Source organism: Agrobacterium sp. B1(2019), from assembly GCF_008274755.1.
GTDB classification, from domain to species: domain Bacteria; phylum Pseudomonadota; class Alphaproteobacteria; order Rhizobiales; family Rhizobiaceae; genus Agrobacterium; species Agrobacterium salinitolerans.
Genome location: NZ_VTPB01000002.1, coordinates 909227 through 932824 on the forward strand (window position 1 = coordinate 909227; position 23598 = coordinate 932824).

Below are 23598 nucleotides of genomic sequence, written 5' to 3' on the forward strand. Positions count from 1 at the left end.
AAAATTCCGTCCCCTCTAGCGGGTAATCCATCTTTTAAAAAGTGCTAAAGCGCCTTTTGCCCACTATCGGAGACCGACGACGGAGCGGAAAACCAGCGTAGACCACTTTCCGTCAGAATGGCGTGAAGCGGCACATCATGCGGCTCCGACGGCACGGATGGCACTTCCTGACAATCGAAGGCGACGCCTATGAGGACGGGCTGACGGCCCCTGGCGTGCAACCGCGCGATGGCGCGGTCATAATGGCCCGCGCCATAACCTACCCGCTGCCCTTTGCAATCGAAGACAGAAAGAGGCACGAGCAAAATGTCCGGATCGAGAACCGACGCATCCTCGCCTGGCCCGGTCGTGCCGAAGCCGGTTTTCACCAGCGGCGTATCCGTTTCAAAGGCGCGGAAGACGATGGTTTCACGATCCAGCACAACGGGAAGAACGAGACGTCCGCCCCTTGTCCGCAACGCTTCCATCAGCGGCCGGGTATCGGCCTCGGAGCGGATCGGCATGAAACCGGAAATCACGACGCCCGGCGTAAAGGGGATGCCAGCGGAGCCATGGGCCGCAATGGACTGGCTTTTCTGCTGCCGTTCCGCGAGCGTCAGCGCATCGCGCACGGCGAGCCTTTCGCCGCGCAACCTTGCTTTTTCGGCAACGTCACCGGGCATCAGGCGGTCCGGCTCACGAGAACCTTGTCGATGCGGTGGCCATCGAGATCGATGACCTCGAAACGCCAGCCATTGCGGGTGACATGTTCGCCCAGTTCCGGCAGGCGGCGGAACTCGTCCAGAACCAGACCGGCAACGGTTTCGAACTCGGCATCCTCGTCGATCTGGAAACCCATGCGATCAGCGAACTCATCGGCGGGCATCCAGCCAGCGACGAGGAACGAACCATCCTCGCGCTCGACCATGGCCGGCTCCTCGTCATCATCTTCCTGGAAGGCTCCGGTGATGGCTTCCAGCACATCGCCGGAGCTGATGATGCCTTCGAAATGGCCGTATTCGTCGTAGACCAGCACCATGTGCACGGTCGAACGGCGCAGCGACTGAATGACATCAACCGCGCTCGTCAGATCCGATACGACCGGAACTTCGCGCAGAAGCTCGCGAATGTTGAGTTCCTTCCCGGAAGCCAGCGCATCGAAAGCGTCCTTGGCGAAAAGCACGCCGAGAATTTCGTCCGAGGCGCCGTTGCGCACTGGCAGGCGCGAACGCTGCGTCTGTCGAAGCTGCTCGCGGATTTCCTCCGCGCTGTCTTCGATATCGACCACCTCCACATCGCGACGCGGCGTCATCAGGCCGCGCGCATTGCGGTCTGCAAGGCGCATGACACTGGTGATCATCGCCGATTCCTCGGTCTCGATCACGCCGGCGCTGTGGGCTTCGGCCAGAACCGTGCGGATTTCATCGTCGGTGACCGACGCACTGGATTCACCGCTATGGCCGAGAAGCGCCAGAACGGCCTTGCCCGATCGGTCGAGCAGCCACACCAGCGGCGCGCCGACCTTGGAAAGCAGCATCATGGTGGGTGCGACGCGTGCGGCGACCTTTTCGGGATCGCGCAGCGCAATCTGCTTGGGCACCAGTTCGCCGACGATCAGCGACAGATAGGTGATGGCGACGACGACCGAGCCGACGCCGAGCGCATCGGCGGCACGGTCGGGAACACCCTGTTCCAGAAGCCACGCCGTGAAGCGGGCGCCGAGGGTGGCGCCGGAAAAAGCGCCGGAAAGGACGCCGACCAGCGTGATGCCGATCTGCACCGTGGAAAGAAAGCGTCCGGGATTTTCGGAAAGGCTGAGCGCCAGTGTGGCGCCCTTGCTGCCTTGTGTGGCAAGCACCTTGAGCCTCGCCGGTCTGGAGGAGACAACGGCAAGCTCGGACATGGCAAGCACACCGTTCAATACGGTGAGCAGGACCACGATCATAATTTCAGTAAACAAGTTTAGCTCTTTGGGCTGTTGAACGGCACGTCGCGGTTTTGACCGCAGCGCCCTTTTTTAAAGGGCATGACAGACATACCAATCCGGATAATAGGGAATTGTTCCGCCATTGCAATGACGCCAATATAAAAAAGCCGCGTCCGGCAGTTATGAAAAATGACTGTCGAATATATCAAGGGTACAGGGAAGCCCCGGGGGTTGATCCGAAACTTCAAGCGCGATCCACGGCGACCGATGGAGGTTTACGATCCTGGGCGCCTACAAAAGTAGGTGGGCACCGTGTGTCCAGCCCCACGGGACTGGCCAGGGACAGCTCCCTTTGGATCGAGTATGGCCCCAGGGATTGTGGTTCCTGTCGGGAAGCGCAGAACGCATCCAAGATATAGGACGGATCGGCGAAAACCGCCAGAGGGCAGCGCGCGAAATTTTGTCGCCTCAAAACCCTTCAGGCCATCAATGCGCGGCGGGCTTCGGCCGCGCCAGCAGTTTTTCGGTAATCCCGTTCAGGCGGTCGGCCAGATCGCCGATGGCGAGCGCCACCATTTCGTCCGATTTCGCTTGGTGCTCGGCCATGCCGTCGCGGTTGAGAGAAAGGGATGCGACCTCCCCTTCCAGCTTCTCGATCTTGCGATTGAGTTCGGACAACTCGTCCATCACCATGATGCCCGCCATGACGGTCAGGCGAAGATCGCCGATCTCACCGAACTGGCTCTTGAGATGCCCGACATAACGATCGAAGCGCGTGGCAAGATCGGTCAGGTGGTCTTCCTGTCCCGCCTCGCACGCCATGCGATAGGCCTTGCCGTCGATCATAACAGTGACTTGCGCCATGAAACCGCTCCTATCGATCCAGCACCGCGCGGATCGTCTCCATGGCCGTTACCAGCCGGCGGGAAACCTCGCGATTAACTTCTTCAAGACGGTTGGCGCGAAACTCGGCCTGATCCAGCTCATGCGCCAGCCGTGCGCGGTCGACATGGACCCGCTTGACCTCATTATCGATCTCGCCCGTCTCCCTCTGCCGCTCGATACGCATATCGATGGCGTTTTCGAGATTTGTGATGGCAGCATTCAGCTCCGTCAGCGCAGATTGTACGGTCTTGTCAGCCGACATCGTTTTTTCCAACTCGCACGCCACCGGCCGAATCGTCCGGTTTCAGGCCTTTTCAACAATCACGAGGTTATTACCCGATTTACCATCCCGTCAATCAAACCAGTGCATTGAGGCGTTTTGCTCTGTGGATGAACGAAGAAGCACTAGCCTCTGTCGGATGAATTTTATCGGGACAGGCGATTTTCTAAACGATTTTTATCTTCGGACGAACCGCAAACGCCCGTGGATTTATTGACTTGCCGGCCTCACCTGCTATGGATCAACCCGCTTTTTGGATAGTTGCGTAAAACTATCTCCTTTCACCCGGAAACAGACGGAAAAGCCATGATTTCTCGCGACAAACACAACCGGATGGCAAATGCGATCCGCTTTCTTGCCATGGATGCAGTGGAGAAGGCCAATTCAGGCCATCCCGGTCTGCCGATGGGCGCCGCCGATGTCGCCACCGTTCTCTTCACCCGTTACCTGAAATTCGATCCCAAGGCTCCCCTCTGGGCGGATCGCGACCGCTTCGTGCTGTCGGCAGGCCATGGCTCGATGCTGCTTTACTCGCTGCTCTATTTGACGGGCTACGAGGACATGACGATCGACGAGATCAAGCGTTTCCGCCAGTTCGGCTCCAAGACCGCCGGCCACCCCGAATATGGCCATGCGACCGGCATTGAAACGACGACCGGCCCGCTCGGCCAGGGCATCGCCAACGCCGTCGGCATGGCAATCGCCGAACGCAAGCTGGAAGAGGAGTTCGGCTCCGACCTGCAGAGCCACTTCACCTATGTCCTGTGCGGCGACGGCTGCCTCATGGAAGGCATCAGCCACGAAGCCATCGCTCTTGCCGGCCACCTTAAGCTCAACAAGCTCGTTCTGTTCTGGGATGACAACAACATCACCATCGACGGCGAAGTCGGCCTCTCCGACAGCACCGACCAGATCGCCCGCTTCCAGGCCGTTCACTGGAACACCATCCGCGTCGACGGCCACGATCCGGACGCGATTGCCGCCGCCATAGAAGCCGCGCAGAAATCCGACCGCCCGACCTTCATCGCCTGCAAGACCGTCATCGGTTTCGGCGCGCCCAACAAGCAGGGCACCCACAAGGTTCACGGCAACCCGCTCGGCGCAGAAGAAATCGCCGCCGCCCGCAAGAGCCTGAACTGGGAAGCCGAAGCCTTCGTCATTCCGGAAGATGTGCTCGACGCATGGCGTCTCGCCGGTCTGCGCTCCACCAAGACCCGCCAGGACTGGGAAGCTCGCCTCGAAGCAACCGAAGCCGGCAAGAAGGCCGAGTTCAAGCGCCGCTTCGCCGGTGACCTGACGGGCAACTTCGACAGTTCGATCGACGCCTTCAAGAAGAAGATCATCGAAAACAACCCGACCGTTGCGACCCGCAAGGCCTCGGAAGACGCGCTCGAAGTCATCAACGGCGTGCTGCCGGAAATGATCGGTGGCTCTGCTGACCTCACCCCGTCCAACAACACCAAGACCAGCCAGATGAAGTCCATCACCCCGACGGATTTCTCCGGTCGTTACCTGCATTACGGAATCCGCGAACACGGCATGGCCGCTGCGATGAACGGTATCGCACTGCATGGCGGTCTCATTCCCTATGCCGGCGGTTTCCTGATCTTCTCGGACTACTGCCGTCCGTCGATCCGTCTGGCTGCCCTCATGGGCATCCGCGTCGTCCACGTTCTGACGCATGATTCCATCGGCGTTGGCGAAGACGGCCCGACCCACCAGCCGGTCGAGCAGATCGCAGCCTTGCGCGCGATCCCGAACCTGCTCGTCTTCCGCCCGGCGGATGAAACCGAGACGGCGGAATGCTGGCAGCTGGCGCTGGAACAGAAGCACCGTCCCTCGGCGCTGGCGCTTACCCGCCAGAATCTGGCTCCTTCGCGCAAGGAATATGAAGAGAAGAATCTCTCGGCTTACGGCGCTTACGAAATCGTCTCCGCCAGCGACGCCAAGGTTTCAATCTTCGCATCCGGCTCGGAAGTCGAAGTGGCGCTGAAGGCCGCTGCAACGTTGAAGGACAACGGCGTTTCCGTCCGTGTCGTTTCCGTTCCCTGCTTCGAGCTTTTCAAGGAACAGCCGGAAACCTATCGCAACGCCATCATCGGCAAGGCTCCGGTCAAGATCGCGGTCGAAGCCGCCATCCGCCAGGGCTGGGATTATTTCATCGGCAACGATGGCGCATTCGTCGGCATGCACTCCTTTGGAGCTTCCGCGCCAGCGAAGGATCTCTTCAAGCACTTCGGCATCACGGCGGAAGCCGTTGTCGCCGCAGTCGAGGCAAAACTTGCGTGAGGGCTTCCCAAGCCCTTACCACTCCGCAAAGACCACGCCCATTTTTGTTCGGGAGACTGTAAATGACTGTAAAAGTTGCCATTAACGGCTTCGGCCGCATCGGCCGCAACGTCCTGCGTGCCATCGTCGAATCCGGCCGCACCGATATCGAGGTCGTCGCCATCAACGACCTCGGCCCGGTGGAGACCAACGCCCACCTGCTGCGCTACGATTCGATCCACGGCAAGTTCCCGGCCGAAGTGAAGGTCGAAGGCGACACCATCACCGTCGGTGGCGGCAAGCCGATCAAGGTGACCGCCGTTCGCGATCCGGCAACACTGCCGCACAAGGAACTCGGCGTCGACATCGCGCTGGAATGCACGGGCATCTTCACCGCCCGCGACAAGGCCGCCGCTCACCTGACGGCCGGCGCAAAGCGCGTCATCGTCTCGGCACCTGCTGACGGGGCTGACCTCACCGTCGTCTTCGGCGTCAATGACGACCAGCTGACCAAGGATCACCTGGTCATTTCCAACGCATCCTGCACCACCAACTGCCTGGTGCCGGTCGTGAAGGTTCTCGATGATGTCGTTGGCATTGACCATGGCTTCATGACCACGATCCACTCCTACACCGGCGACCAGCCGACGCTGGACACGATGCACAAGGATCTGTACCGCGCCCGCGCCGCAGCCCTGTCCATGATCCCGACTTCGACCGGCGCTGCCAAGGCCGTCGGCCTCGTTCTGCCGCACCTCAAGGGCAAGCTGGACGGCACGTCGATCCGCGTACCGACCCCGAATGTTTCGGTTGTCGACTTCAAGTTCATCGCCAAGCGCGCCACCACGGTTGAAGAAATCAACGAAGCCATCAAGACTGCCGCCAATGGCAAGCTGAAGGGTATCCTCGGCTACACCGACGAGCCGCTGGTTTCCCGCGATTTCAACCACGACAGCCATTCCTCGATCTTCGCAATCGACCAGACCAAGGTCATGGAAGGCAATTTCGTGCGCATCCTGTCCTGGTACGACAATGAGTGGGGCTTCTCCAACCGTATGTCGGACACGGCCGTCGCATTCGCGAAGACCATCTAAGCAGGCGTCGCGTCCATAAAAAGAACCGGCAGGAGCAATCCTGCCGGTTTTTGTTTGCCTGAAAAATGCCGACGGGAGTGAGGGATCCCGCCGGCGTCGATTCCGAAGCAAGGCGGAGCGCTTCGGATCGAAAACCGTCACCGGCCGATTGACGATACAAGCCGTCCCTCACCCAGCCGCAAGAGGCGCGCGCATTCGTCATTTTCTATTGTTGATAATGACCGGACCCGAGTTCCCGGCGCTGCTCCAGATCGTATCGAAAGTCTGTTGCCTCAATTCGCTTTGCTGCATGGAGAGTTTCATCATGCAGTCGGCGAAATCCCGCGAGCCTTCGTAGTAGCCGAAGACGCGGCAGCGCTCTCGTTGCGCGGCCATGTTTGCCGCCGTCTGCTCCGTACTCGAACAACCCGAAACTATCGGGCTGGCCGCCAGCAGTATTATAAAGGTAGTTATCCGTTTCATCCGATCGCTCCGGTAATGAAAAAAGCAATTCGAAGGCGAGAACTAACCCAGCTGCATTGTCTCTATGTTACGTTGAAACACGGGCAGGTGAATTGTTTTTGCGGGGTATGCGCCGCATCTCCACGCCTTGCATGTTTCCCTGCACGCCGGAAAAAATCTGACTTCCTGCCTTTGTCTGGTCCATTTTGGGACTGACAAGAACCACAGGGATAATGGTCGTGCGCAATGCACTGCGGCCCTGCCGTATCATTCGATACACCCCGCCTTGCATCGTCTTTCAACGCCGCCCGAAACAGCGCTGACAGACCGCAACCCGTGGCGCATTGACTGCAAACGCGCAGAGCCATCATCGCAGCGGCCAAGACGGTTTGAGTAAGGCGGTGGACGTGGAATCATTTTATCTACTGTTGCTGGTCGCAACTGTTCTCGTTCTCGTCGCCGCGTTTTCGAGCCTCATCGCCTTCCGCTTCGGCGCGCCTCTCCTCCTACTTTTTCTGATGATCGGCCTTGCAGCCGGCGTGGACGGCCTCGGCATCCAATTCGCCAACAATCCGTTGGCCTATATGCTTGGCTCGCTGGTGCTTGCCGTCATCCTCTTCGATTCCGGTTTCGGCACGTCCATCCAGTCCTTCCGGCTTTCGGCCGCACCCGCCGTCGCTCTCGCCACAGTCGGCGTCATCCTCACATCCGTCTTTTTTGCGGGCGCAGCGGCACTTTTGCTCGGGCTTTCCTGGCTGGAAGGCCTGCTGCTTGGCGCCATCGTCGCCTCCACCGATGCGGCGGCCGTATTCTTCCTGCTGCGCATCGGCGGCATCCACATACGCGATCAGGTGCGTTCGACGCTGGAAGTCGAATCCGGCACCAACGATCCGATGGCGATCTTCCTCACCATTGCCCTGGTTGAAATCATTGCCAAGGGTCAGGGATTGGCCGGCATCGACAGCGGCTTTCTGCTGCTTTTCATTGAACAGATGGGGCTTGGCGTGATTTTCGGCCTGCTCGGCGGCCTCATGATCGCCACCGTCGTCAATCGGTTCGCCGCCGACCGCGGACTGGCTCCAATCTTCGTGCTGGCGCTCGCGCTGCTGGTCTTCTCTTTCACCGGTACAATTGGCGGCAGCGGTTTTCTGGCGGTCTATGTGGCTGGCATCGTTGCCGGCAATCGCCGGATTTTCGCCAAGGAAACCATCCGCCGTTTCCATGAGGGGCTGACCTGGCTTGCCCAGATCATCATGTTCCTGATGCTCGGCCTGCTCGCCACCCCGTCGCAATTTCCGGCAATCGCCATTCCGGCCGTGCTGCTCGCGCTTTTCCTCATCTTCGTCGCCCGCCCGCTTGCGGTCTGGATGAGCCTCATGCCCTTCAATTATACCCAGCAGGAAACCTCCTTCGTGGCATGGGTGGGCCTGCGCGGCGCGGTTTCCATCCTGCTCGCCATCATGCCCATTCTCGGCGGGCTTGACGATGCGCAGATTTATTTCAACGCCGCCTTCATCATCGTGCTGGTGTCACTCCTCGTGCAAGGCTGGACCATCAAGCCCGTGGCGACACGGCTCGGGCTGATCGTGCCGCCGCGCATGGGCGAGGTGGACAAGCTGGAGGTCGATCTTCCCGGCACGGCCAATCATGAACTGATCTCCTACCGGGTCGCGAAAGGCAGCGCCATCATGCAGGGCGAGCGCATTCCGCGCTGGGCCATGCCTTCGCTGGTGGTGCGCGACGGCAAGTCGATCCGCTATCAATATGCCGGGCGGCTGCGGGAGAACGATCTCGTCTACCTCTTCATCGCACCGGGCTATTCCCGCCTGATCGATCGGCTGTTCGCCAGCGCCCTGCCGGTTGCCGATGACGACGCCGAGTTCTTCGGCACCTTCGCGATCTCACCCGCCCGCCCGGCGAAGGAGCTGGACGCGGCCTATGGTCCCGGTTTGCTGTCGGCCGCCGAACAGACGATGAGTGTTGCAGAATTGATCGAAGCACGCCTTGCCGGCAAGGCTGATTATGCCGACCGCGTGCGCCTCGGTTCAATCGTTCTGATCGTTCGCACACTGGACGAACACGAGGCGATAACCGGTGTGGGCATCTCCCTCGAACCTGTAGAACCGGCTACCAACCTGCCGATCTTCATCAGCTTTTCGGAAATCCTCAACCGTGTGCGCCATTATCTCGCAGAGAAGCGCCAGCCGCGCCCCGCCGGCTTGGAAGAAAGCGCCCCGGCACCTGCCAATACAGTGAGAGAAAATGAGGCCTGACCGGCTTGCGTCGGCATTCAGGCATAGTATGGTCCGTGCCGAACTCGCAACAAATCAGGATCGACCTATGCCCGCTTTCAAGACCCTCGACGACCTCAACGACATTGCCGGAAAGCGCGTCCTCGTCCGCGTTGATCTCAACGTGCCGGTCGCGGATGGCAAGGTGACGGACGCAACCCGTATCGAACGTGTTGCGCCGACCATTCTGGAGCTATCCTCCAAGGGTGCGAAAGTCATCCTGCTCGCTCATTTCGGCCGTCCGAAGGGCGAACCGGTCGCCGACATGTCGCTTTCCCAGATCGTGCCCGCCGTCGAGGAAGTGCTGGATCACGCCGTTTCCTTCGCGACCGACTGCATCGGCGCACCGGCGGCGGACGCCGTCGCGAAACTGAACGACGGCGATATCCTGCTTCTGGAAAACACCCGCTTCCACAAGGGCGAAGAAAAGAACGATCCCGCCTTCGTCGAAGCTCTGGCGGCCAACGGCGATGTCTATGTGAACGACGCCTTCTCCGCCGCCCACCGCGCCCACGCCTCCACCGAAGGTCTTGCGCGCCACCTGCCCGCTTATGCCGGACGCACCATGCAGGCCGAGCTTGAGGCGCTGGAAAAGGGCCTCGGCCAGCCGGTCCGCCCAGTGGTCGCCATCGTCGGCGGTGCCAAGGTTTCGAGCAAGATCGATCTCCTGATGAACCTCGTCAAGAAGGTCGATGCCCTCGTCATCGGCGGCGGCATGGCCAACACCTTCCTCGCCGCACGCGGCACAAATGTTGGCAAATCGCTCTGCGAGCATGATCTGGCCGAGACCGCAAAGCAGATCATGATCGAGGCGGCGACATCCGGCTGCGCCATCGTGCTGCCGGAAGATGGCGTGGTGGCTCGCGAATTCAAGGCTGGTGCGGCCAATGAAACCGTCGATATCAACGCCATTCCCGCCGATGCTATGGTTCTCGATGTCGGCCCTAAATCGGTGGAAAGCATCAAGGCCTGGATTTCCCGTGCGGAAACGCTGGTCTGGAACGGCCCGCTCGGCGCCTTTGAAATCGAGCCCTTTGATGCGGCGACTGTGGCTGCGGCAAAACATGCCGCCGAATGCACGAAGGCCGGCAAGCTCGTCTCCGTTGCAGGCGGCGGTGATACCGTCGCGGCGCTCAACCATGCCGGTGTTTCGGACGATTTCTCCTATGTATCCACGGCCGGCGGCGCCTTTCTCGAATGGATGGAGGGCAAGGAGCTGCCGGGCGTTGCCATCCTCTCCGCCGCCAAGTAAACTTACCCTACTTGCCTGACACAAGGCCGGACAAGCCATGCTTGTCCGGCCTTGTTTTTTGGTAAGTGCACGCGGGAGGAAAAGTTTCAAACGATTGAAATCATTTCAATCGTTTCAATGAGTTAGCGTGCCATTTCCCTGCCCTGGAACTTCTGTTATCGGAAATTTATTGTGCCTTGGGAGAATAGCAAATGACCGAACGTCTCGAAGACATCGCAATCAAAATGGTCGCCGACGGCAAGGGCCTGCTCGCCGCCGACGAATCCACGGGAACGATCAAAAAGCGTTTCGACAGCATCAATCTGGAGTCCACCGAGACCGCCCGCCGCGACTATCGCGAGATGCTGTTCCGTTCAGACGACGCCATGAAGAAATACATCTCCGGCGTCATTCTTTATGAAGAGACCCTGTTCCAGAAGGCTGCCGACGGCACGCCTTTCGTGGATATCATCAAGGCGGCCGGCAGCCTGCCGGGCATCAAGGTGGATATCGGCGCCAAGCCGATGGCTTTCCACCCGCATGAATTCATCACCGAAGGCCTCGACGGTCTTTACGAGCGCCTGCGCAAGTATCATGAGGCGGGCGCGCGTTTCGCCAAGTGGCGCGGCGTCATCACCATCGGTGAACAGCGTCCGAGCTGGGGTTCTATCAAGGCAAACTCCCAGTCGCTCGCCCGTTACGCCGCCCTCTGCCAGCAGGCGGATATCGTGCCGATCGTGGAACCCGAAGTGCTGATGGACGGCGAACCGGGCACGCACGACATCGATCGCTGTGCGGAAGTCACGCAATGGGTTCTCCAGACCGTCTTCGCGGACCTGTTCGACGCCCGCGTGAACCTGGAAGGCATGATCCTCAAGCCGAACATGATCATTGACGGCAAGAAGGCCCGCAAGGCTTCCGTCGAGGAAGTAGCGGAAAAGACTGTAAAGGTTCTGAAGGCAACCGTGCCTTCCGCCGTTCCGGGCATCGCCTTCCTCTCCGGCGGCCAGTCCTCCGAAGAGGCGACGGCGCATCTCTCCGCCATGAATGCCGGCTACGACCTGCCCTGGTCGCTGACCTATTCCTACGGTCGCGCGCTTCAGGATACGGCCCTCAGGACCTGGGGCGGCAAGCAGGAAAACGTCGCCGCCGGCCAGCGCGCCTTCACGCACCGCGCCGCGATGAACAGCCTCGCCGCCAAGGGCAACTGGAAACAGGAACTCGAAAAGGCCGCCTGAGGCTGGCACAAAACCATCAAATAAACAGCCGCCGCCCCAACGGGCGGCGGCTGCTCTTTGTAGTGCAGGATCATCCGTATCCCGTCACCCGGACCAATGTCTTTCATTTTACCTGACGGATAATTCCAAACCGCCTTGACTGTGCATTGCTACCTGTGTGGGAGCATATCCATCAAGATCAGCCTTATCCGCTCATCACGCGCGACCTGACGACTTGATAATCGTCATTGTCGCAATAGACAGCGGATGCGCTCCCAGACTTCGCCGGCGCATAGCGCCAGACATTCCGGATCGCCCAGCATCACAAGCGCTTTCGTCTCGACGGGCCTCGATAAGCCCGACAATTGCGGGCGCAAGTTTGTTGAGCCACAGATGAATTCCAGTAAATCATAACATGATCCACTATGTGGACCTATAAACACGCAACGAAAACCACGCAATACTGCATTTATACAGTTGATTTCGGCAATTTTCCTGTGTATCCCGAATGCACAGTTATTTAACGGTCCATATTGTGGAGGCAATATACCGCTAGTTTCAGGCTTTTGGAGGGGTCTGGCCGGTCTGGCAATGACAGATATATCCTGATGCGCAGGCCACGATTACGGCCTCGGCGTGGGTAAAATTCTCTTTGTCTGCCGCAGTCCGTTGCGAAGGTTGTTCTGTGGGAGAGGAGGCCCCGATAACCATGACCGCAAACGCGAATGACGACGTATTTGTACTCGATGGAGAGCTTTTGCATACCGGTCCGGTAACAGGCTCATGGTTCATGCGACCCATCGAGGCCGTGGCGGCGGTGCTGCTGGCGGTGATGATCGGCCTGCTTCTGCTGGGCGTGGCGTCGCGTTATGCCCTGCATTTGCCAATCGTCTGGATCGATGAAACGGCGTCGTTGAGCTTTCTGTGGTTTGCCATGCTGGGTGCGGCAATTGCCATCGACCGCAGCGAGCACCTGCGCCTGACGCTGTTTCTCAACATGTTTCCGCAGCGCATTCTGGGCTATGTCAATTCGCTCGCCCTGGTGCTGGTGGCGACATTTCTTGCGGCCATTATCAAGCCGGCGATAGAATATGCCATTGAGGAATGGGTCGTTACCTCGGCGGCGCTGAATATTCCAATGTCCTTCCGCGCCGCGGCATTGCCGGTTGGCTCCTGTCTTATGCTGCTGCTGGTTCTCAACAACCTCTTACGCAGGGAAAATCTGCGGGACATCGTCGCAGCCATTGTCACCGTCGCGGTCGCCTCCGGCCTGCTCTATCTGGCATCGCCGACGCTCGAAACTTTCGGCAATTTCAATCTGGCGATCTTCCTCGGCCTGTTCGTGGCGTTGTTTCTCCTGCTGGGCGTACCGATCGCCTTCTGTTTCGGCCTTGGAACCCTCGCCTACCTGACCTTTACCACCTGGGTTCCGACCATCGTGATGATCGGGCGCATTGACGAAGGCATGTCGGGCATTATCCTATTGTCAGTTCCGGTTTTTGTGCTTCTGGGCTGCGTGCTCGACGCCACCGGCATGGGCAAGGCGATTGTGGAACTGCTATCCTCGATGTTCGGCCACATTCGCGCGGGCATGTCCTATGTGCTACTCGGCTCGCTGTTTCTGGTCTCGGGCATCTCCGGCTCCAAGGTTTCGGATATGGCGACGGTTGCACCGGCGTTGTTTCCCGAAATGAAGCGCCGCGGTCACAAGCCCAAGGAAATGATTGCGCTTCTGGCCACCGGCGCCGCCATGGCCGATACGGTTCCGCCCTCCATCGTGCTGATCGTTCTCGGTTCGGCCGCGGGCGTGTCGATTGCAGGCCTCTTCACCTCCGGCTTCATGATCGCCATGGTACTGCTTCTGGTTCTGGCGGTTCTCGCCCGCTGGAAGGCGCGCCATGAAAACATGGAAGGCGCAAAACGCACCCCATGGCCGCTGGTGGGCAAGGCGGCCCTGATTGCCGCCCCGGCGCTGGTTCTGCCCTTCCTCATCCGCAGTCTGGTCGGCGGCGGCGTGGCGACGGCAACCGAGGTTTCCACCATTGCCGTACTCTATGCCTTGATCATCGGCGCGGTGCTTTACGGCGGCATCAGCTTTAAAAAGCTTTATTCGATGCTGGTGGAGACGGCAGCCCTCTCCGGCGCGATCCTGCTGATCCTCGGCTGCGCCTCGGCGATGGCCTGGGGGCTGACGCAGAGCGGCTTTGCCTTCCAGCTGACCGCGATGATCACCGATCTGCCGGGTGGCTGGATAACCTATATGATCGTGTCGATCCTGATTTTCATGATCCTCGGTTGCGTGTTGGAAGGCCTGCCGGCAATCGTATTGCTTGCACCCATCATGTTCCCCATCGCCCGCACACTCGGCATCAACGACATCCATTATTCGATGGTCGTGGTGGTCGCCATGAATATCGGCCTGATGGCGCCGCCCATCGGTATCGGATTCTATATCGCCTGCAAGATTGGCAACGTTTCGCCTGATGAGGCCATGGGCGCCATCTGGCCATATCTTGCAGCCATGGTCATCGGTCTGCTGCTGATTGCAGCAATTCCAGGCTTCTCGACAATTCTGCTCTGAGACCGTGGCGGGTCCATCCGCCACGCCGATGAATGACATATGCTTTTATTTTGGGAGGAGAAAGCAATGAATATCAACAGACGTACCGTGTTGGCCGGTGCCGGTTCCGCCGTCCTTGCCACCGCTTTTGTGTCGCGCGCCCGCGCTGCGCAATTCAATTATAAATATGCCAACAACCTGCCCGCCGCGCACCCCATGAACATCCGCGCCAAGGAGGCTGCTGACCGTATCGCCAAGGAAACCGACGGCCAGGTGAATATCAACATCTTCCCCAGCAGCCAGTTGGGCGCTGATACCGATGTGTTGAGCCAGGTACGTTCGGGCGGTGTTGAATTCTTTACGCTTTCGCCACTGATCCTCTCGACGCTGGTGCCGAATGCATCCATCAGCGGCATCGGCTTCGCCTTCCCGAACTACGATTCGGTATGGGCGGCCATGGATGGCGATCTCGGCAAATATGTGCGCGGCGAAATCGCCAAGCAGAACCTCGTTGCCATGGACACGATATGGGATAACGGTTTCCGCCAGATCACCAGCGCTTCGAAGCCCATCGCCACGCCGGCCGATCTCGAAAGCTTCAAGATTCGCGTGCCGGTGAGCCCGCTCTGGACCTCGATGTTCAAGGCTTTCAAGTCGGCCCCTGCCTCGATCAATTTCGCTGAAGTCTACACCGCCTTGCAGACCGGCGTTGTCGATGGCCAGGAAAACCCGCTTGCGATCATTTCCACCGCCAAGCTGTTCGAAGTGCAGAAATTCTGCTCGGTCACCAACCACATGTGGGACGGCTTCTGGTTCCTGGCAAACAAACGCGCCTGGGAGCGCCTGCCGGATGACCTGCGCACCATCGTTGCCAAAAACCTCAATCAGGCTGGCAAGGACGAACGGGCCGATGTGGCGAAACTCAACGCCTCGGTGAAGGAAGACCTGATTGCCAAGGGCATGACCTTCAACGACACCGACGCCTCGCTCTTCCGTGCAACCCTCAAGGAGGCCGGTTTTTATTCCGAATGGAAGGGCAAATACGGCGATGAGGCTTGGGCCATTCTCGAAAAGGCCGTTGGCGCCAGCCTGACCTGATCGGTCCGCTGAATAACTGGCCCCGCTTTGAGAGCATTTCCAGGAAAAGTGGACCCCGGTTTTCCGTCCGGAAATGCGACAAAACAAAAAGCTGGAGCGTTTTCGCGATTCGAAGAAAAGTGAAAACGCTCCAGCGGGGCCAACCGGATTATGTCTGACGATTGTAATGGAGACTGTTTTGACTGGTCGCCTGACGGGAAAACGCGCCATTGTTTTTGGTGCAGGATCATCTGGCCCGGGTTTCGGCAATGGCAAGGCTGCGGCCGTGCAATTTGCCCGCGAAGGCGCGCGCGTGGCCTGTGTCGACCTCTCGCCTGAAGCGGCCGAGGAGACCGCGCAGATCATTCGCGGCGAAGGTTTCGAGGCGATTGCGGTTGCTGCCGATGTGACTAAACTCGATTCCGTATCAGCCACGGTTGCCCGGACCTGCGAGGTCTTCGGCGGCATCGATATCCTGCACAACAATGTCGGCGTGACCCATATGGGCGGCCCGGTCGAGCTGGATGAGGAGCAGTTCCGCGCCTCGGTCGATCTCAATATCGGCTCCGTTTATCGCACCGCCAAGGCCGTACTGCCGATAATGCTGGCGCAGGGCGGCGGGGCCATCGTCAACATCTCCTCGCTCGCCTCCATCCGCTGGACCGGCTATCCCTATTTTGCCTATTACGCCACCAAAGCCGCCGTAAACCAGGCGACCGTGGCGCTGGCCATGCAATATGCCCGCCAAGGCATTCGCGCCAATTGCGTTCTGCCCGGAATGATCGATACGCCGCTGATCTACAAGCAGATCAGCAATCAATATGCCTCCGTCGAGGATATGGTGGCGGCGCGCAATGCCGCCGTCCCGGTCGGCCGCATGGGCGATGCCTTCGATATCGCCCGCGCGGCAGTCTTTCTGGCATCCGATGAAGCCAAGTTCATCACCGGCGTCTGTCTGCCGGTCGATGGCGGGCAAAGCTGTGCGGTGGGAGCGTTCTCCTGATATGGCCACGATGCTCCCGACAGAAAGCGACCTGACAGGCGCGCGCGCGGTAGACAGGGCGCTGGGACTTCTATCAATGGTGGGGCGTCATGCCGAACGCGGTGTGGCGCTTTCGGTCATCGTTACCGAAAGCGGGCTGAACAAGCCAACGGCTCGCCGCCTGCTGCTGGCGCTCATCCGCGCAGGCCTCGTCGAGCAGGACGAGGAAACGCGGCGTTATTATCTGGGCGAGGAAGCCTATGTGCTGGGCAGCCTGTCATCGCGCCGTTTCGGCTTGCTGCAGATGGCCCAGGATAGTCTGACGCGCATTTCCCGCCGCACCGAGGATTCGAGCTTCCTTTCCGTCCGCCGGGACACGTTTGCACTGTGCCTCTATCGCGAAGAAGGCACCTGGCCGGTGCGCACCCACGCGCTTCAGGCCGGTTTCGAGCACCCGCTGGGCATTGGAGCAGGATCGCTCGCCATGCTGGCGGCGCTGCCCGACGCCGAGGTGGAAAGCGTCATTGTCGCCAACAGCGGGCTGATCGCCGCGAACTATCCCGGCATCACGCTTGACGGACTGCGCCGCGATGTCGAATTGACGAGAACCAATGGTTATTCGCTCAATCCGGGTCTGATCCTCTCGAATTCCTGGGGTATCGGCGTTGCCATCCGAACACCGGATGGCGCGGTGGCGGGGGCGTTGAGCATTGCCGCCGTCGATAGCCGCATGCGGCCGGAGCGCCAACCCGAACTGGCGGCGCTGCTGCGCGAGGAAGTGACCCGCATCGAGACACGCATTGCAGAAATGATGGCCAGCCGCGCCCGCACGCGCGGCGAAGGCGACGCGAAACGGCAAACAAGGAGAACGAGCAAATGAGCAAAGCGCAAATCGTCGGCTGGGCGCATTCGCCTTTCGGCAAATCGGCCCTTGAAAATACCGAGCAGCTGATGGCTTCGGTCGTCCCGCCGGCCATTGACCATGCGGGCGTCGATGTCGGCGATATAGACGGCATTTTCGTCGGCGTGATGAATAACGGTTTCTCGAAACAGGATTTTCAGGGCGCGCTGGTGGCCATGGGCGATGAGCGCCTTGCCTATACGCCCGCCGTGCGTTTCGAGAATGCCTGCTCGACGGGATCGGCCGCCCTTTACAGCGCCATGGATTTCATCGAGGCCGGGCGCGGGCGTATCGCGCTCGTTGTCGGCGCTGAAAAAATGACGGCGTTGCCAACCGCCGAGGTGGGTGAAATCCTGCTATCCGCCTGCTACCGTGCTGAGGAAGCCGATATTTCCGGCGGCTTTGCCGGCCAGTTCGGACGTATCGCTGAGGCCTATTTCCAGCGCTATGGTAATCGTTCCGAAGAACTGGCGATGATCGCCGCCAAGAACCATGCCAATGGCGCGGTCAATCCCTATGCCCATATGCGCAAGGATTTCGGCTTCGATTTCTGCAATACGGTATCGGAGAAGAACCCTTATGTCGCAGGCCCCCTGCGTCGCACGGACTGCTCGCTGATCTCCGACGGCGCTGCCGCCATCATTCTGGCCGATGAGGAAACCGCAGCGACACTCAACCGCGCCATCGGTTTCAGGGGCCGTAAGCATGTCAATGACATTCTGGCGCTGAGCCGCCGCGATCCGCTGGCCTTCGAGGGCGCGCGCCGCGCCTGGGCAGGTTCGCTGGAACTCGCCGGGGCGACGCTGGATGACCTCTCCTTTGTCGAAACCCATGATTGCTTCACCATTGCCGAACTCATCGAATATGAGGCGATGGGATTGGCGAAGCCCGGTGAAGGCCACCGGGTGGTGCGCGAAGGCACGGCCCTGAAAACCGGTCGCCTGCCGATCAACCCCTCCGGCGGGCTGAAATCCAAGGGGCATCCGGTCGGGGCGACCGGCGTTTCCATGCATGTCATGGCGGCGATGCAATTGATGGGCGAAGCGGGCGACATGCAGATCCCCGGCGCCTCGCTCGCCGGTGTTTTCAACATGGGGGGAACTGCGGTTGCCAACTATGTCTCGATCATGGAGCGCGTGAAATGACGATACATCCTCCGGGCGGGGTTGCGCCTTCGACCACGCGGGTCATGAACCTCTCGCATTTCCTGACCCAGGCTGCGCGCCGCAACCCCGCCGACATCGGCTTCGTATGGGGCGACAAGAGCTGGACATGGGCTGAAATGGACGCCCGCGTCGATGCCATGGCGATGGCGCTGGTAACCGAATTCGGCGTCAAAAAAGGCGACCGCATTCTGGTGCAGTCTTCCAACAACAACCAGATGTTCGAATCGATGTTCGCCTGCTTCCGCGTGGGCGCGGTGTGGGTGCCGACCAATTATCGCCAGTCGCCCGATGAGGTGGCCTATCTGGCGAAAGCCAGCGGCGCACGCGGCATGATCTGCGCCAGTGCTTTCCCCGAGCATGCAAGGGCCAGCCGTGAGGCGACCGCGATCGATTTCACCATCGCCATTGGCGCGGCCGAATTCGGCGAGGACTACGATGCCATCGTGGCCCGTCATCTGGGCCAGAAGGTGAAAAGCCAGGCGGTGGATAGGGACGATCCCTGCTGGTTCTTCTTTACCTCCGGCACGACGGGCCGACCCAAGGCGGCGGTGCTGACCCATGGCCAGATGGCCTTTGTCATCACCAACCATCTGTGCGATCTGATGCCCGGCACCGGACCGGGCGATGCTTCCATCGTCGTTGCGCCGCTTTCGCACGGCGCGGGCATTCACCAGCTGGTGCAGGTGGCGCATGGGGCAAAAACGGTGCTTCCGGTCGCGGAAAAGCTTGATGTGCCCGCGGTGTGGGCGTTGATCGAGAAATGGCGCGTCACCAATGCCTTCACCGTGCCGACCATTCTGAAAATGCTGATCGAAGACCCTTGCGTGGATCGTTTCGATCATTCCTCGCTGCGCTACGTCATCTACGCCGGTGCGCCCATGTATCGCGCCGATCAGAAACGGGCGCTCGCCAAGCTCGGTCCGGTGCTGGTGCAATATTTCGGCCTCGGCGAAGTGACCGGCAACATCACCGTGCTGCCGCCTTCCTTCCACACCGCCGAAGACGGCCCTGAGGCGCGGATCGGCACCTGCGGTTTTGATCGCACCGGCATGGAAGTGCAAATCCAGAACGATGCGGGCGAGGAGCTTCAGGCCGGTGAAACCGGCGAAATCTGCGTGATCGGTCCCGCTGTTTTCGCGGGTTATTACGATAATCCCGACGCCAATGCCAAAGCGTTCCGCAACGGCTGGTTCCGCACCGGCGATCTTGGCCACCGCGATGAGAACGGTTTCGTCTACATCACCGGCCGCGCCTCCGACATGTATATTTCCGGCGGCTCGAACATCTATCCGCGTGAGATCGAGGAGAAAATCCTCATGCACCCGGATATCAGCGAAACAGCGGTTCTGGGCGTGCCGGACGCGGTGTGGGGCGAGGTCGGCGTCGCTGTCTGCGTGGCGCGGGAGGGCGCGGATATCGCCGGCATCGACCTGAAAGCCTATCTCGATGGCAAGATGGCCCGTTACAAGCTGCCGAAAGCCATTGTGTTCTGGGATGCCATGCCAAAATCCGCCTATGGCAAGATCACCAAGAAGATGATCCGCGAGGAACTGGAAAAGCGCGGCCAGATGCCGGTTTTCGAGGAAAAACTGACCGGCTGAAGGCCGCAACGCATAACCGGGAGGAGACGGTATGACACAGCAGACGAGAGAGATGAAAGGCGCTGTCGCCATCACCGGCGGCGCATCGGGTATCGGCTTTTCCACGGCGCAGCTGTTGATGGTGCGCGGCTGGCAGCCATGGCTACTGGATCTCAAGCGTGAGGCGCTGGATGCCGCCTGCGAAAAACTCGGCATCGATGCCTCGCGCGGTATCGTCTGCAATGTTGCGGATGAGGCGTCGATAGAGGAGGCTTTCGCCGCCTTGACGGCAGGCGGCGCCGATCATGCCGTTGATCTTGTGGCGGTCGTCAACAGTGCCGGTATCGGTATCGACAAGCTTTCCGTCGATACCAGCGTGGAAGAATTCCGTCGTATCGTTGACGTTAATCTCGTCGGCAGCTTCGCCGTGGCCCGCGCCGCCGCGCGTTACTGGCTGGACCGTGCGATTTCCGGTTCGATCGTCAATATCAGCTCCGTTTCCGGCATGTGCGGTAATCGTGGCCGCAGCGCCTATGGCGCGTCAAAAGGCGGTGTCAATCTTCTGACGATGGTTATGGCAACCGAGCTGGGGCAATCAGGCATTCGCGTCAACGCGATTGCGCCCGGTCCGGTCGATACACCCCTCACCCAGGCGGTTCATACGGAGAATGTTCGTAACCAGTGGCATAGCCGGGTCCCCATGCATCGCTATGGCAGGACGGACGAGATTGCCTCTGCCGTGGCTTTTCTTGTGTCGGACGACGCAAGCTACATCAATGGACAGGTGCTGGCCGTAGACGGTGGCTTCATTACCGCAGGGCTTGCAGTATGACGACAATGACCCCGGAGGGGCTTCCACGCAGCATCGTCCATCCGGGGCCGGCAACACCCGAACGCTTCCGTGTCGTCGACTGCCATGCCCACCCTGTCACGCTGAACGCTAGACCCGGTGTCTGCGTCAACGAGGCGATTGCAGATGCCTTTGTCGAACAGGGTTTCGATGGCGGTTATGTCAGACTGAAAAATGTGCCGATGAAGCGGTTGCACTACGTCATGCCCGCGGCCGCCCCCGATGAGGCCCATGCCGCCTGGTATAGCGAAACATTCTCCATGCCGGGAGGCACGATCATTGATGCCGGCCTGCATATGGGGCGGCGCGACGGTCGGCCGTTCCTGCACTGCCATGGTTCGTGGAAAAGTACCGAAGGCGTTCTATCCATGGGCCACCTGCTGCCTTTGGAGTCCGAATTTGCCGGTAAAACGCCCCTTGAAGCGCTGGCGCTGGATGGCGCGATCCTGGACGTGCAAAAGGATGAGGAAACCAATTTCCCTCTTTTCACGCCCATCCCACAACCGCGAAACCGGAGGGATGCAGGGCTCCGGGCGCTGCTGTGCACCGTGCGGCCCAATACCGATATCTGCACGGCGCTTGAAGCCGCCTGCAGAGAGTTCGACCTGCGGGAGGCCGAGATCAATGGTATCGGCAGCCTGATTGGTGCGGATTATGAAGACGGAACAGGTCTAACCGCCTATGCCAGCGAAATCCTCATCCGCAATGGCCGCATCCGCACCTCCGCTACGGGTGGCGAACGGGCAATGCTGGATATTGCGATGGTCGATCTTACCACGCAGATCAGCGGCGGGCGGCTGGTGCGCGGCAAGAACCCGGTCTGCGTCACTTTCGAACTGCTTCTGACCGAAAGACAGGGGGCGGCCGCATGAGTTGCGCCGTGCAACTCCACCGCCCGCCTTACCGTACCTCACGCCGCCTGCGGTTTCTCCACAGGCAACCATTCTTCCAGCGTCACCTCAAAGGTCATGCAGACGGGATTGGCGCCGGCGATGAAGGGACCGCCGTAAACCGCGCCATCGGTATCGGCGACAACGCCGGTCAGCGCGGCGCGCAGGGAACCATCTGGCTGGGCGCGCACCTCGCCGGCAATCGAAACGATTTCAACGGCAGGACCGTTTATCTGCAAAAACGCGCCGCTGCGGGTGCCGAGGCACGCATCCACCAGACTGCCCAGCGCGCCGCGCACGAAGGCGTTGCGGAAACCTTCGGCCAGACACAGTTTCTCCACGCCGAGCACGAGATCTTCATTGGGTGCGATGCGGGCATAGGCCACACGGCCCATGGAGCCGGATTCGACAGTGTTATGCGTGTTCATCGGCGCGCTCCGTGCGGTTCCTGGGTTGTAGAAGGGGAATATTGGTTTCGGGATCGAAGGACTGCTGCAGCACGAAACTGTCGAGCGAGGTCACAAGTGCAGAAATGCCGCCTTCTCCGACGATACAGGATTCCGTCAGCAAATGGCCGCCTTTGACCACACCCGCCGCAGTCCGCATGGCGGCATGGCAATGCACGATCGGCTCGCCCTTCATGCTCCGCCCCAGCGTGGCATTGCCGAAAACCAGCCAGGCCGCCCCCGCGTCGATGGGTTTCGTATAGGCGATGACCGCCCTGCCGGAAGGATCGGGTGGGGCCACGCAATAGGACAGGGCGTCGAAATAACCGCCAAGGATGGTCAAAGAGGCATTTTCGATGCCGTTTGTTGCCAAAGACCGCACGATTCCATCGTAAAGGCTGCACCCCGGCGCGATGAACAGCCGCATATGGCGCGCAGACGGCGAGCGCAGGCTGTTGATGCGCACCGGCGAAGAAATACCGGGATGTATCAGCGTTCTCGGCCTTGGAAAATGCTGTTGCCGTGTGGGTGCCATGCCTGCTCCTCCCTGCCGCCTGTACCTTGCAGTACGGTACTCAAAGACCAGCCAAAGGTGCTTTCGAATGGCGGCGCCAAAATGCCCTTCGGAAAACACTTCTTTCGCGAGCGACCCCACGGACGGCAGATTTTTTTGCGGTATATTTCAGGGAGGCCGGCATGACGAAGCCGCTGGACAGAATTGACCGCAAAATATTGCGGGCCCTGCTGGAGAACGGCAGGCTGAGCAATACGGAACTATCGGAAAAGGTGGGGCTGTCACCCAGCCCTTGCTGGCAGCGCGTCAAGCGACTGGAAGACGAGGGGGTCATTCGCGGCTATACCGCCATTCTCGATCAGGCCCATCTGGGACTGACCGAAACGGTGATCATCGAGATCATGCTGGACCGTCACGACGATGAGGTTTTGGAACGTTTCGGTGAAGCCATGGCCGCTCTTCCCGAAGTCCTGGAAGCCTATCTGACAACCGGCGAATATGATTATCTCATCAAGGTGGCGGTGGCGGGAACCGCGGGCTACGAGCAGTTTCTGCGCCGCAAGCTTTACAAGATCGAGGGCGTGCGCCACTCCCGCTCCTGTTTCGCGCTTAAATGCCTCAAGCACACATTGTCAGTCGTCCCCGATGCCGAGCCTTCGTCTGCCTGAACGGTCTGAACACATACGGGAATGGCGCGGTGGAGAGATTTTCGCACTTTGCCAGCCTTTGAAACCATTCCGACAGGCGGCTTTTGCGTTACGGTCGCAGAAGCAGCGTCGCTGACCAGATGACAAAGGCGGCAACCGCGATCTTCCAGCAATCGCCTCTTTTTTTCAGGCCCGGCAAACCGAGTGGCCGGATGATCTGGACCACCATGGCCAGCAGTAAAAAAAGGCCGATCGCCTTCGTCATTTATTGAGCCTTTTCTTTATTTCTGCATCGTCACAGGCTGGACATTTTTACCGTTCACCAGAAGAGTGCAACTCATTCGGGTAACCCCCGTCCTATGACCTGTCCGA

The 23598-nt window shown here is 59.9% G+C and carries 22 protein-coding genes and 1 other RNA gene; 14 read left to right on the forward strand and 9 right to left on the reverse strand.

All coding sequences use genetic code 11. From position 1 onward, the window contains the following. Window positions 1–44 precede the first annotated feature (44 nt). The 5 genes from AGR1_RS18985 to AGR1_RS19010 all read right to left on the reverse strand — a co-directional run bounded on the left by AGR1_RS18985 (window position 45) and on the right by AGR1_RS19010 (window position 3053). Window positions 45–662, reverse strand: coding sequence for a 5-formyltetrahydrofolate cyclo-ligase (locus AGR1_RS18985; RefSeq protein ID WP_149147861.1), 618 nt, complete (start codon window positions 660–662; stop codon window positions 45–47). Further along, entirely contained in the window at window positions 662–1924 is a 1263-nt protein-coding gene (locus AGR1_RS18990) for a hemolysin family protein (protein ID WP_187772247.1), read from the reverse strand. Before AGR1_RS18990 ends, AGR1_RS18985 begins: the two co-directional genes overlap by 1 nt. Window positions 1925–2154: 230 nt before the next feature. Further along, a non-coding RNA gene (gene ssrS, locus AGR1_RS19000) (6S RNA) lies at window positions 2155–2313 on the reverse strand. A 79-nt stretch (window positions 2314–2392) separates the two neighbouring features. Beyond that, window positions 2393–2770, reverse strand: a complete 378-nt coding sequence (locus tag AGR1_RS19005) for a cell division protein ZapA (protein ID WP_080795010.1) — start codon at window positions 2768–2770, stop codon at window positions 2393–2395. A gap of 10 nt (window positions 2771–2780) precedes the next feature. Further along, window positions 2781–3053, reverse strand: coding sequence for a DUF4164 domain-containing protein (locus tag AGR1_RS19010; RefSeq protein ID WP_035263131.1), 273 nt, complete (start codon window positions 3051–3053; stop codon window positions 2781–2783). Window positions 3054–3377: 324 nt separating this feature from the next. Between AGR1_RS19010 and tkt the strand changes: the two genes are divergently transcribed. Beyond that, a complete protein-coding gene (gene tkt / locus AGR1_RS19015; RefSeq protein WP_149147863.1) occupies window positions 3378–5360 on the forward strand; it encodes a transketolase in 1983 nt (660 codons plus the stop codon). A gap of 62 nt (window positions 5361–5422) precedes the next feature. Next, a complete protein-coding gene (gap, locus tag AGR1_RS19020; protein ID WP_137411395.1) occupies window positions 5423–6433 on the forward strand; it encodes a type I glyceraldehyde-3-phosphate dehydrogenase in 1011 nt (336 codons plus the stop codon). Between the two features lie 198 nt (window positions 6434–6631). On the opposite strand, the gene AGR1_RS19025 is transcribed toward gap, so the two are convergent. Continuing rightward, window positions 6632–6895: a hypothetical protein gene (locus AGR1_RS19025; protein ID WP_080795004.1), complete on the reverse strand. Its 264-nt coding sequence runs from the start codon at window positions 6893–6895 to the stop codon at window positions 6632–6634. Window positions 6896–7281: 386 nt separating this feature from the next. Between AGR1_RS19025 and AGR1_RS19035 the strand changes: the two genes are divergently transcribed. From AGR1_RS19035 to AGR1_RS19085, 11 genes are all read left to right on the forward strand, one after another. Next, window positions 7282–9147 carry a potassium/proton antiporter gene (locus AGR1_RS19035; protein ID WP_149147865.1) on the forward strand — a complete coding sequence of 622 codons (1866 nt, stop codon included), beginning with the start codon at window positions 7282–7284 and terminating at the stop codon, window positions 9145–9147. Between the two features lie 67 nt (window positions 9148–9214). Further along, on the forward strand, window positions 9215–10417 hold the full coding sequence (locus AGR1_RS19040; RefSeq protein ID WP_080795000.1) for a phosphoglycerate kinase: 1203 nt from the start codon (window positions 9215–9217) through the stop codon (window positions 10415–10417). A gap of 191 nt (window positions 10418–10608) precedes the next feature. Beyond that, window positions 10609–11634 (forward strand): class I fructose-bisphosphate aldolase, encoded by a 1026-nt coding sequence (locus AGR1_RS19045; protein WP_080794998.1) that lies wholly within the window; start codon window positions 10609–10611, stop codon window positions 11632–11634. Between the two features lie 682 nt (window positions 11635–12316). Next, complete coding sequence (locus tag AGR1_RS19050; protein WP_149148022.1) at window positions 12317–14194, forward strand: TRAP transporter large permease subunit; 1878 nt, start codon at window positions 12317–12319, stop codon at window positions 14192–14194. 66 nt (window positions 14195–14260) lie between these two features. Next, window positions 14261–15271: a TRAP transporter substrate-binding protein gene (locus tag AGR1_RS19055; RefSeq protein ID WP_080794996.1), complete on the forward strand. Its 1011-nt coding sequence runs from the start codon at window positions 14261–14263 to the stop codon at window positions 15269–15271. 178 nt (window positions 15272–15449) lie between these two features. After that, complete coding sequence (locus AGR1_RS19060) at window positions 15450–16253, forward strand: SDR family oxidoreductase (protein WP_187772230.1); 804 nt, start codon at window positions 15450–15452, stop codon at window positions 16251–16253. Between the two features lies 1 nt (window position 16254). Then, window positions 16255–17112, forward strand: a complete 858-nt coding sequence (locus tag AGR1_RS19065; RefSeq protein WP_149147867.1) for an IclR family transcriptional regulator — start codon at window positions 16255–16257, stop codon at window positions 17110–17112. Further along, a complete protein-coding gene (locus AGR1_RS19070) occupies window positions 17109–18278 on the forward strand; it encodes an acetyl-CoA acetyltransferase (RefSeq protein ID WP_149147868.1) in 1170 nt (389 codons plus the stop codon). Before AGR1_RS19065 ends, AGR1_RS19070 begins: the two co-directional genes overlap by 4 nt. Then, window positions 18275–19900, forward strand: a complete 1626-nt coding sequence (locus tag AGR1_RS19075) for an acyl-CoA synthetase (protein ID WP_149147869.1) — start codon at window positions 18275–18277, stop codon at window positions 19898–19900. The genes AGR1_RS19070 and AGR1_RS19075 overlap by 4 nt, the downstream gene beginning before the upstream one ends. A gap of 31 nt (window positions 19901–19931) precedes the next feature. Beyond that, window positions 19932–20711, forward strand: coding sequence for an SDR family NAD(P)-dependent oxidoreductase (locus AGR1_RS19080; RefSeq protein WP_149147870.1), 780 nt, complete (start codon window positions 19932–19934; stop codon window positions 20709–20711). Beyond that, window positions 20708–21601 (forward strand): DUF296 domain-containing protein, encoded by an 894-nt coding sequence (locus AGR1_RS19085; RefSeq protein WP_149147871.1) that lies wholly within the window; start codon window positions 20708–20710, stop codon window positions 21599–21601. The genes AGR1_RS19080 and AGR1_RS19085 overlap by 4 nt, the downstream gene beginning before the upstream one ends. 38 nt (window positions 21602–21639) lie before the next feature. On the opposite strand, the gene AGR1_RS19090 is transcribed toward AGR1_RS19085, so the two are convergent. Both AGR1_RS19090 and AGR1_RS19095 read right to left on the reverse strand, forming a co-directional pair. Further along, on the reverse strand, window positions 21640–22047 hold the full coding sequence (locus AGR1_RS19090; protein ID WP_162520610.1) for a PPC domain-containing DNA-binding protein: 408 nt from the start codon (window positions 22045–22047) through the stop codon (window positions 21640–21642). Continuing rightward, a complete protein-coding gene (locus AGR1_RS19095) occupies window positions 22034–22600 on the reverse strand; it encodes a DNA-binding protein (protein WP_162927584.1) in 567 nt (188 codons plus the stop codon). The genes AGR1_RS19090 and AGR1_RS19095 overlap by 14 nt, the downstream gene beginning before the upstream one ends. Before the next feature lie 161 nt (window positions 22601–22761). Here AGR1_RS19095 and AGR1_RS19100 point away from each other — a divergent pair, with 161 nt between their 5' ends. Beyond that, the gene (locus AGR1_RS19100) at window positions 22762–23247 is read left to right on the forward strand and encodes an Lrp/AsnC family transcriptional regulator (protein ID WP_080794978.1); all 486 of its coding nucleotides are present in this window, start codon (window positions 22762–22764) and stop codon (window positions 23245–23247) included. Window positions 23248–23335: 88 nt separating this feature from the next. On the opposite strand, the gene AGR1_RS29645 is transcribed toward AGR1_RS19100, so the two are convergent. Beyond that, entirely contained in the window at window positions 23336–23491 is a 156-nt protein-coding gene (locus AGR1_RS29645; RefSeq protein WP_003497629.1) for a hypothetical protein, read from the reverse strand. Window positions 23492–23598 lie beyond the last annotated feature (107 nt).

Coding starts and splice junctions, on each gene's coding strand:
- AGR1_RS18985 (WP_149147861.1), bottom strand. CDS start 662: ATGCCCGGTGACGTTGCCGAAAAAGCAAGGTTGCGCGGCGAAAGGCTC.
- AGR1_RS18990 (WP_187772247.1), bottom strand. CDS start 1,924: ATGATCGTGGTCCTGCTCACCGTATTGAACGGTGTGCTTGCCATGTCC.
- AGR1_RS19005 (WP_080795010.1), bottom strand. CDS start 2,770: ATGGCGCAAGTCACTGTTATGATCGACGGCAAGGCCTATCGCATGGCG.
- AGR1_RS19010 (WP_035263131.1), bottom strand. CDS start 3,053: ATGTCGGCTGACAAGACCGTACAATCTGCGCTGACGGAGCTGAATGCT.
- tkt (WP_149147863.1), top strand. CDS start 3,378: ATGATTTCTCGCGACAAACACAACCGGATGGCAAATGCGATCCGCTTT.
- gap (WP_137411395.1), top strand. CDS start 5,423: ATGACTGTAAAAGTTGCCATTAACGGCTTCGGCCGCATCGGCCGCAAC.
- AGR1_RS19025 (WP_080795004.1), bottom strand. CDS start 6,895: ATGAAACGGATAACTACCTTTATAATACTGCTGGCGGCCAGCCCGATA.
- AGR1_RS19040 (WP_080795000.1), top strand. CDS start 9,215: ATGCCCGCTTTCAAGACCCTCGACGACCTCAACGACATTGCCGGAAAG.
- AGR1_RS19045 (WP_080794998.1), top strand. CDS start 10,609: ATGACCGAACGTCTCGAAGACATCGCAATCAAAATGGTCGCCGACGGC.
- AGR1_RS19055 (WP_080794996.1), top strand. CDS start 14,261: ATGAATATCAACAGACGTACCGTGTTGGCCGGTGCCGGTTCCGCCGTC.
- AGR1_RS19065 (WP_149147867.1), top strand. CDS start 16,255: ATGGCCACGATGCTCCCGACAGAAAGCGACCTGACAGGCGCGCGCGCG.
- AGR1_RS19070 (WP_149147868.1), top strand. CDS start 17,109: ATGAGCAAAGCGCAAATCGTCGGCTGGGCGCATTCGCCTTTCGGCAAA.
- AGR1_RS19075 (WP_149147869.1), top strand. CDS start 18,275: ATGACGATACATCCTCCGGGCGGGGTTGCGCCTTCGACCACGCGGGTC.
- AGR1_RS19080 (WP_149147870.1), top strand. CDS start 19,932: ATGACACAGCAGACGAGAGAGATGAAAGGCGCTGTCGCCATCACCGGC.
- AGR1_RS19085 (WP_149147871.1), top strand. CDS start 20,708: ATGACGACAATGACCCCGGAGGGGCTTCCACGCAGCATCGTCCATCCG.
- AGR1_RS19090 (WP_162520610.1), bottom strand. CDS start 22,047: ATGAACACGCATAACACTGTCGAATCCGGCTCCATGGGCCGTGTGGCC.
- AGR1_RS19095 (WP_162927584.1), bottom strand. CDS start 22,600: ATGGCACCCACACGGCAACAGCATTTTCCAAGGCCGAGAACGCTGATA.
- AGR1_RS19100 (WP_080794978.1), top strand. CDS start 22,762: ATGACGAAGCCGCTGGACAGAATTGACCGCAAAATATTGCGGGCCCTG.
- AGR1_RS29645 (WP_003497629.1), bottom strand. CDS start 23,491: ATGACGAAGGCGATCGGCCTTTTTTTACTGCTGGCCATGGTGGTCCAG.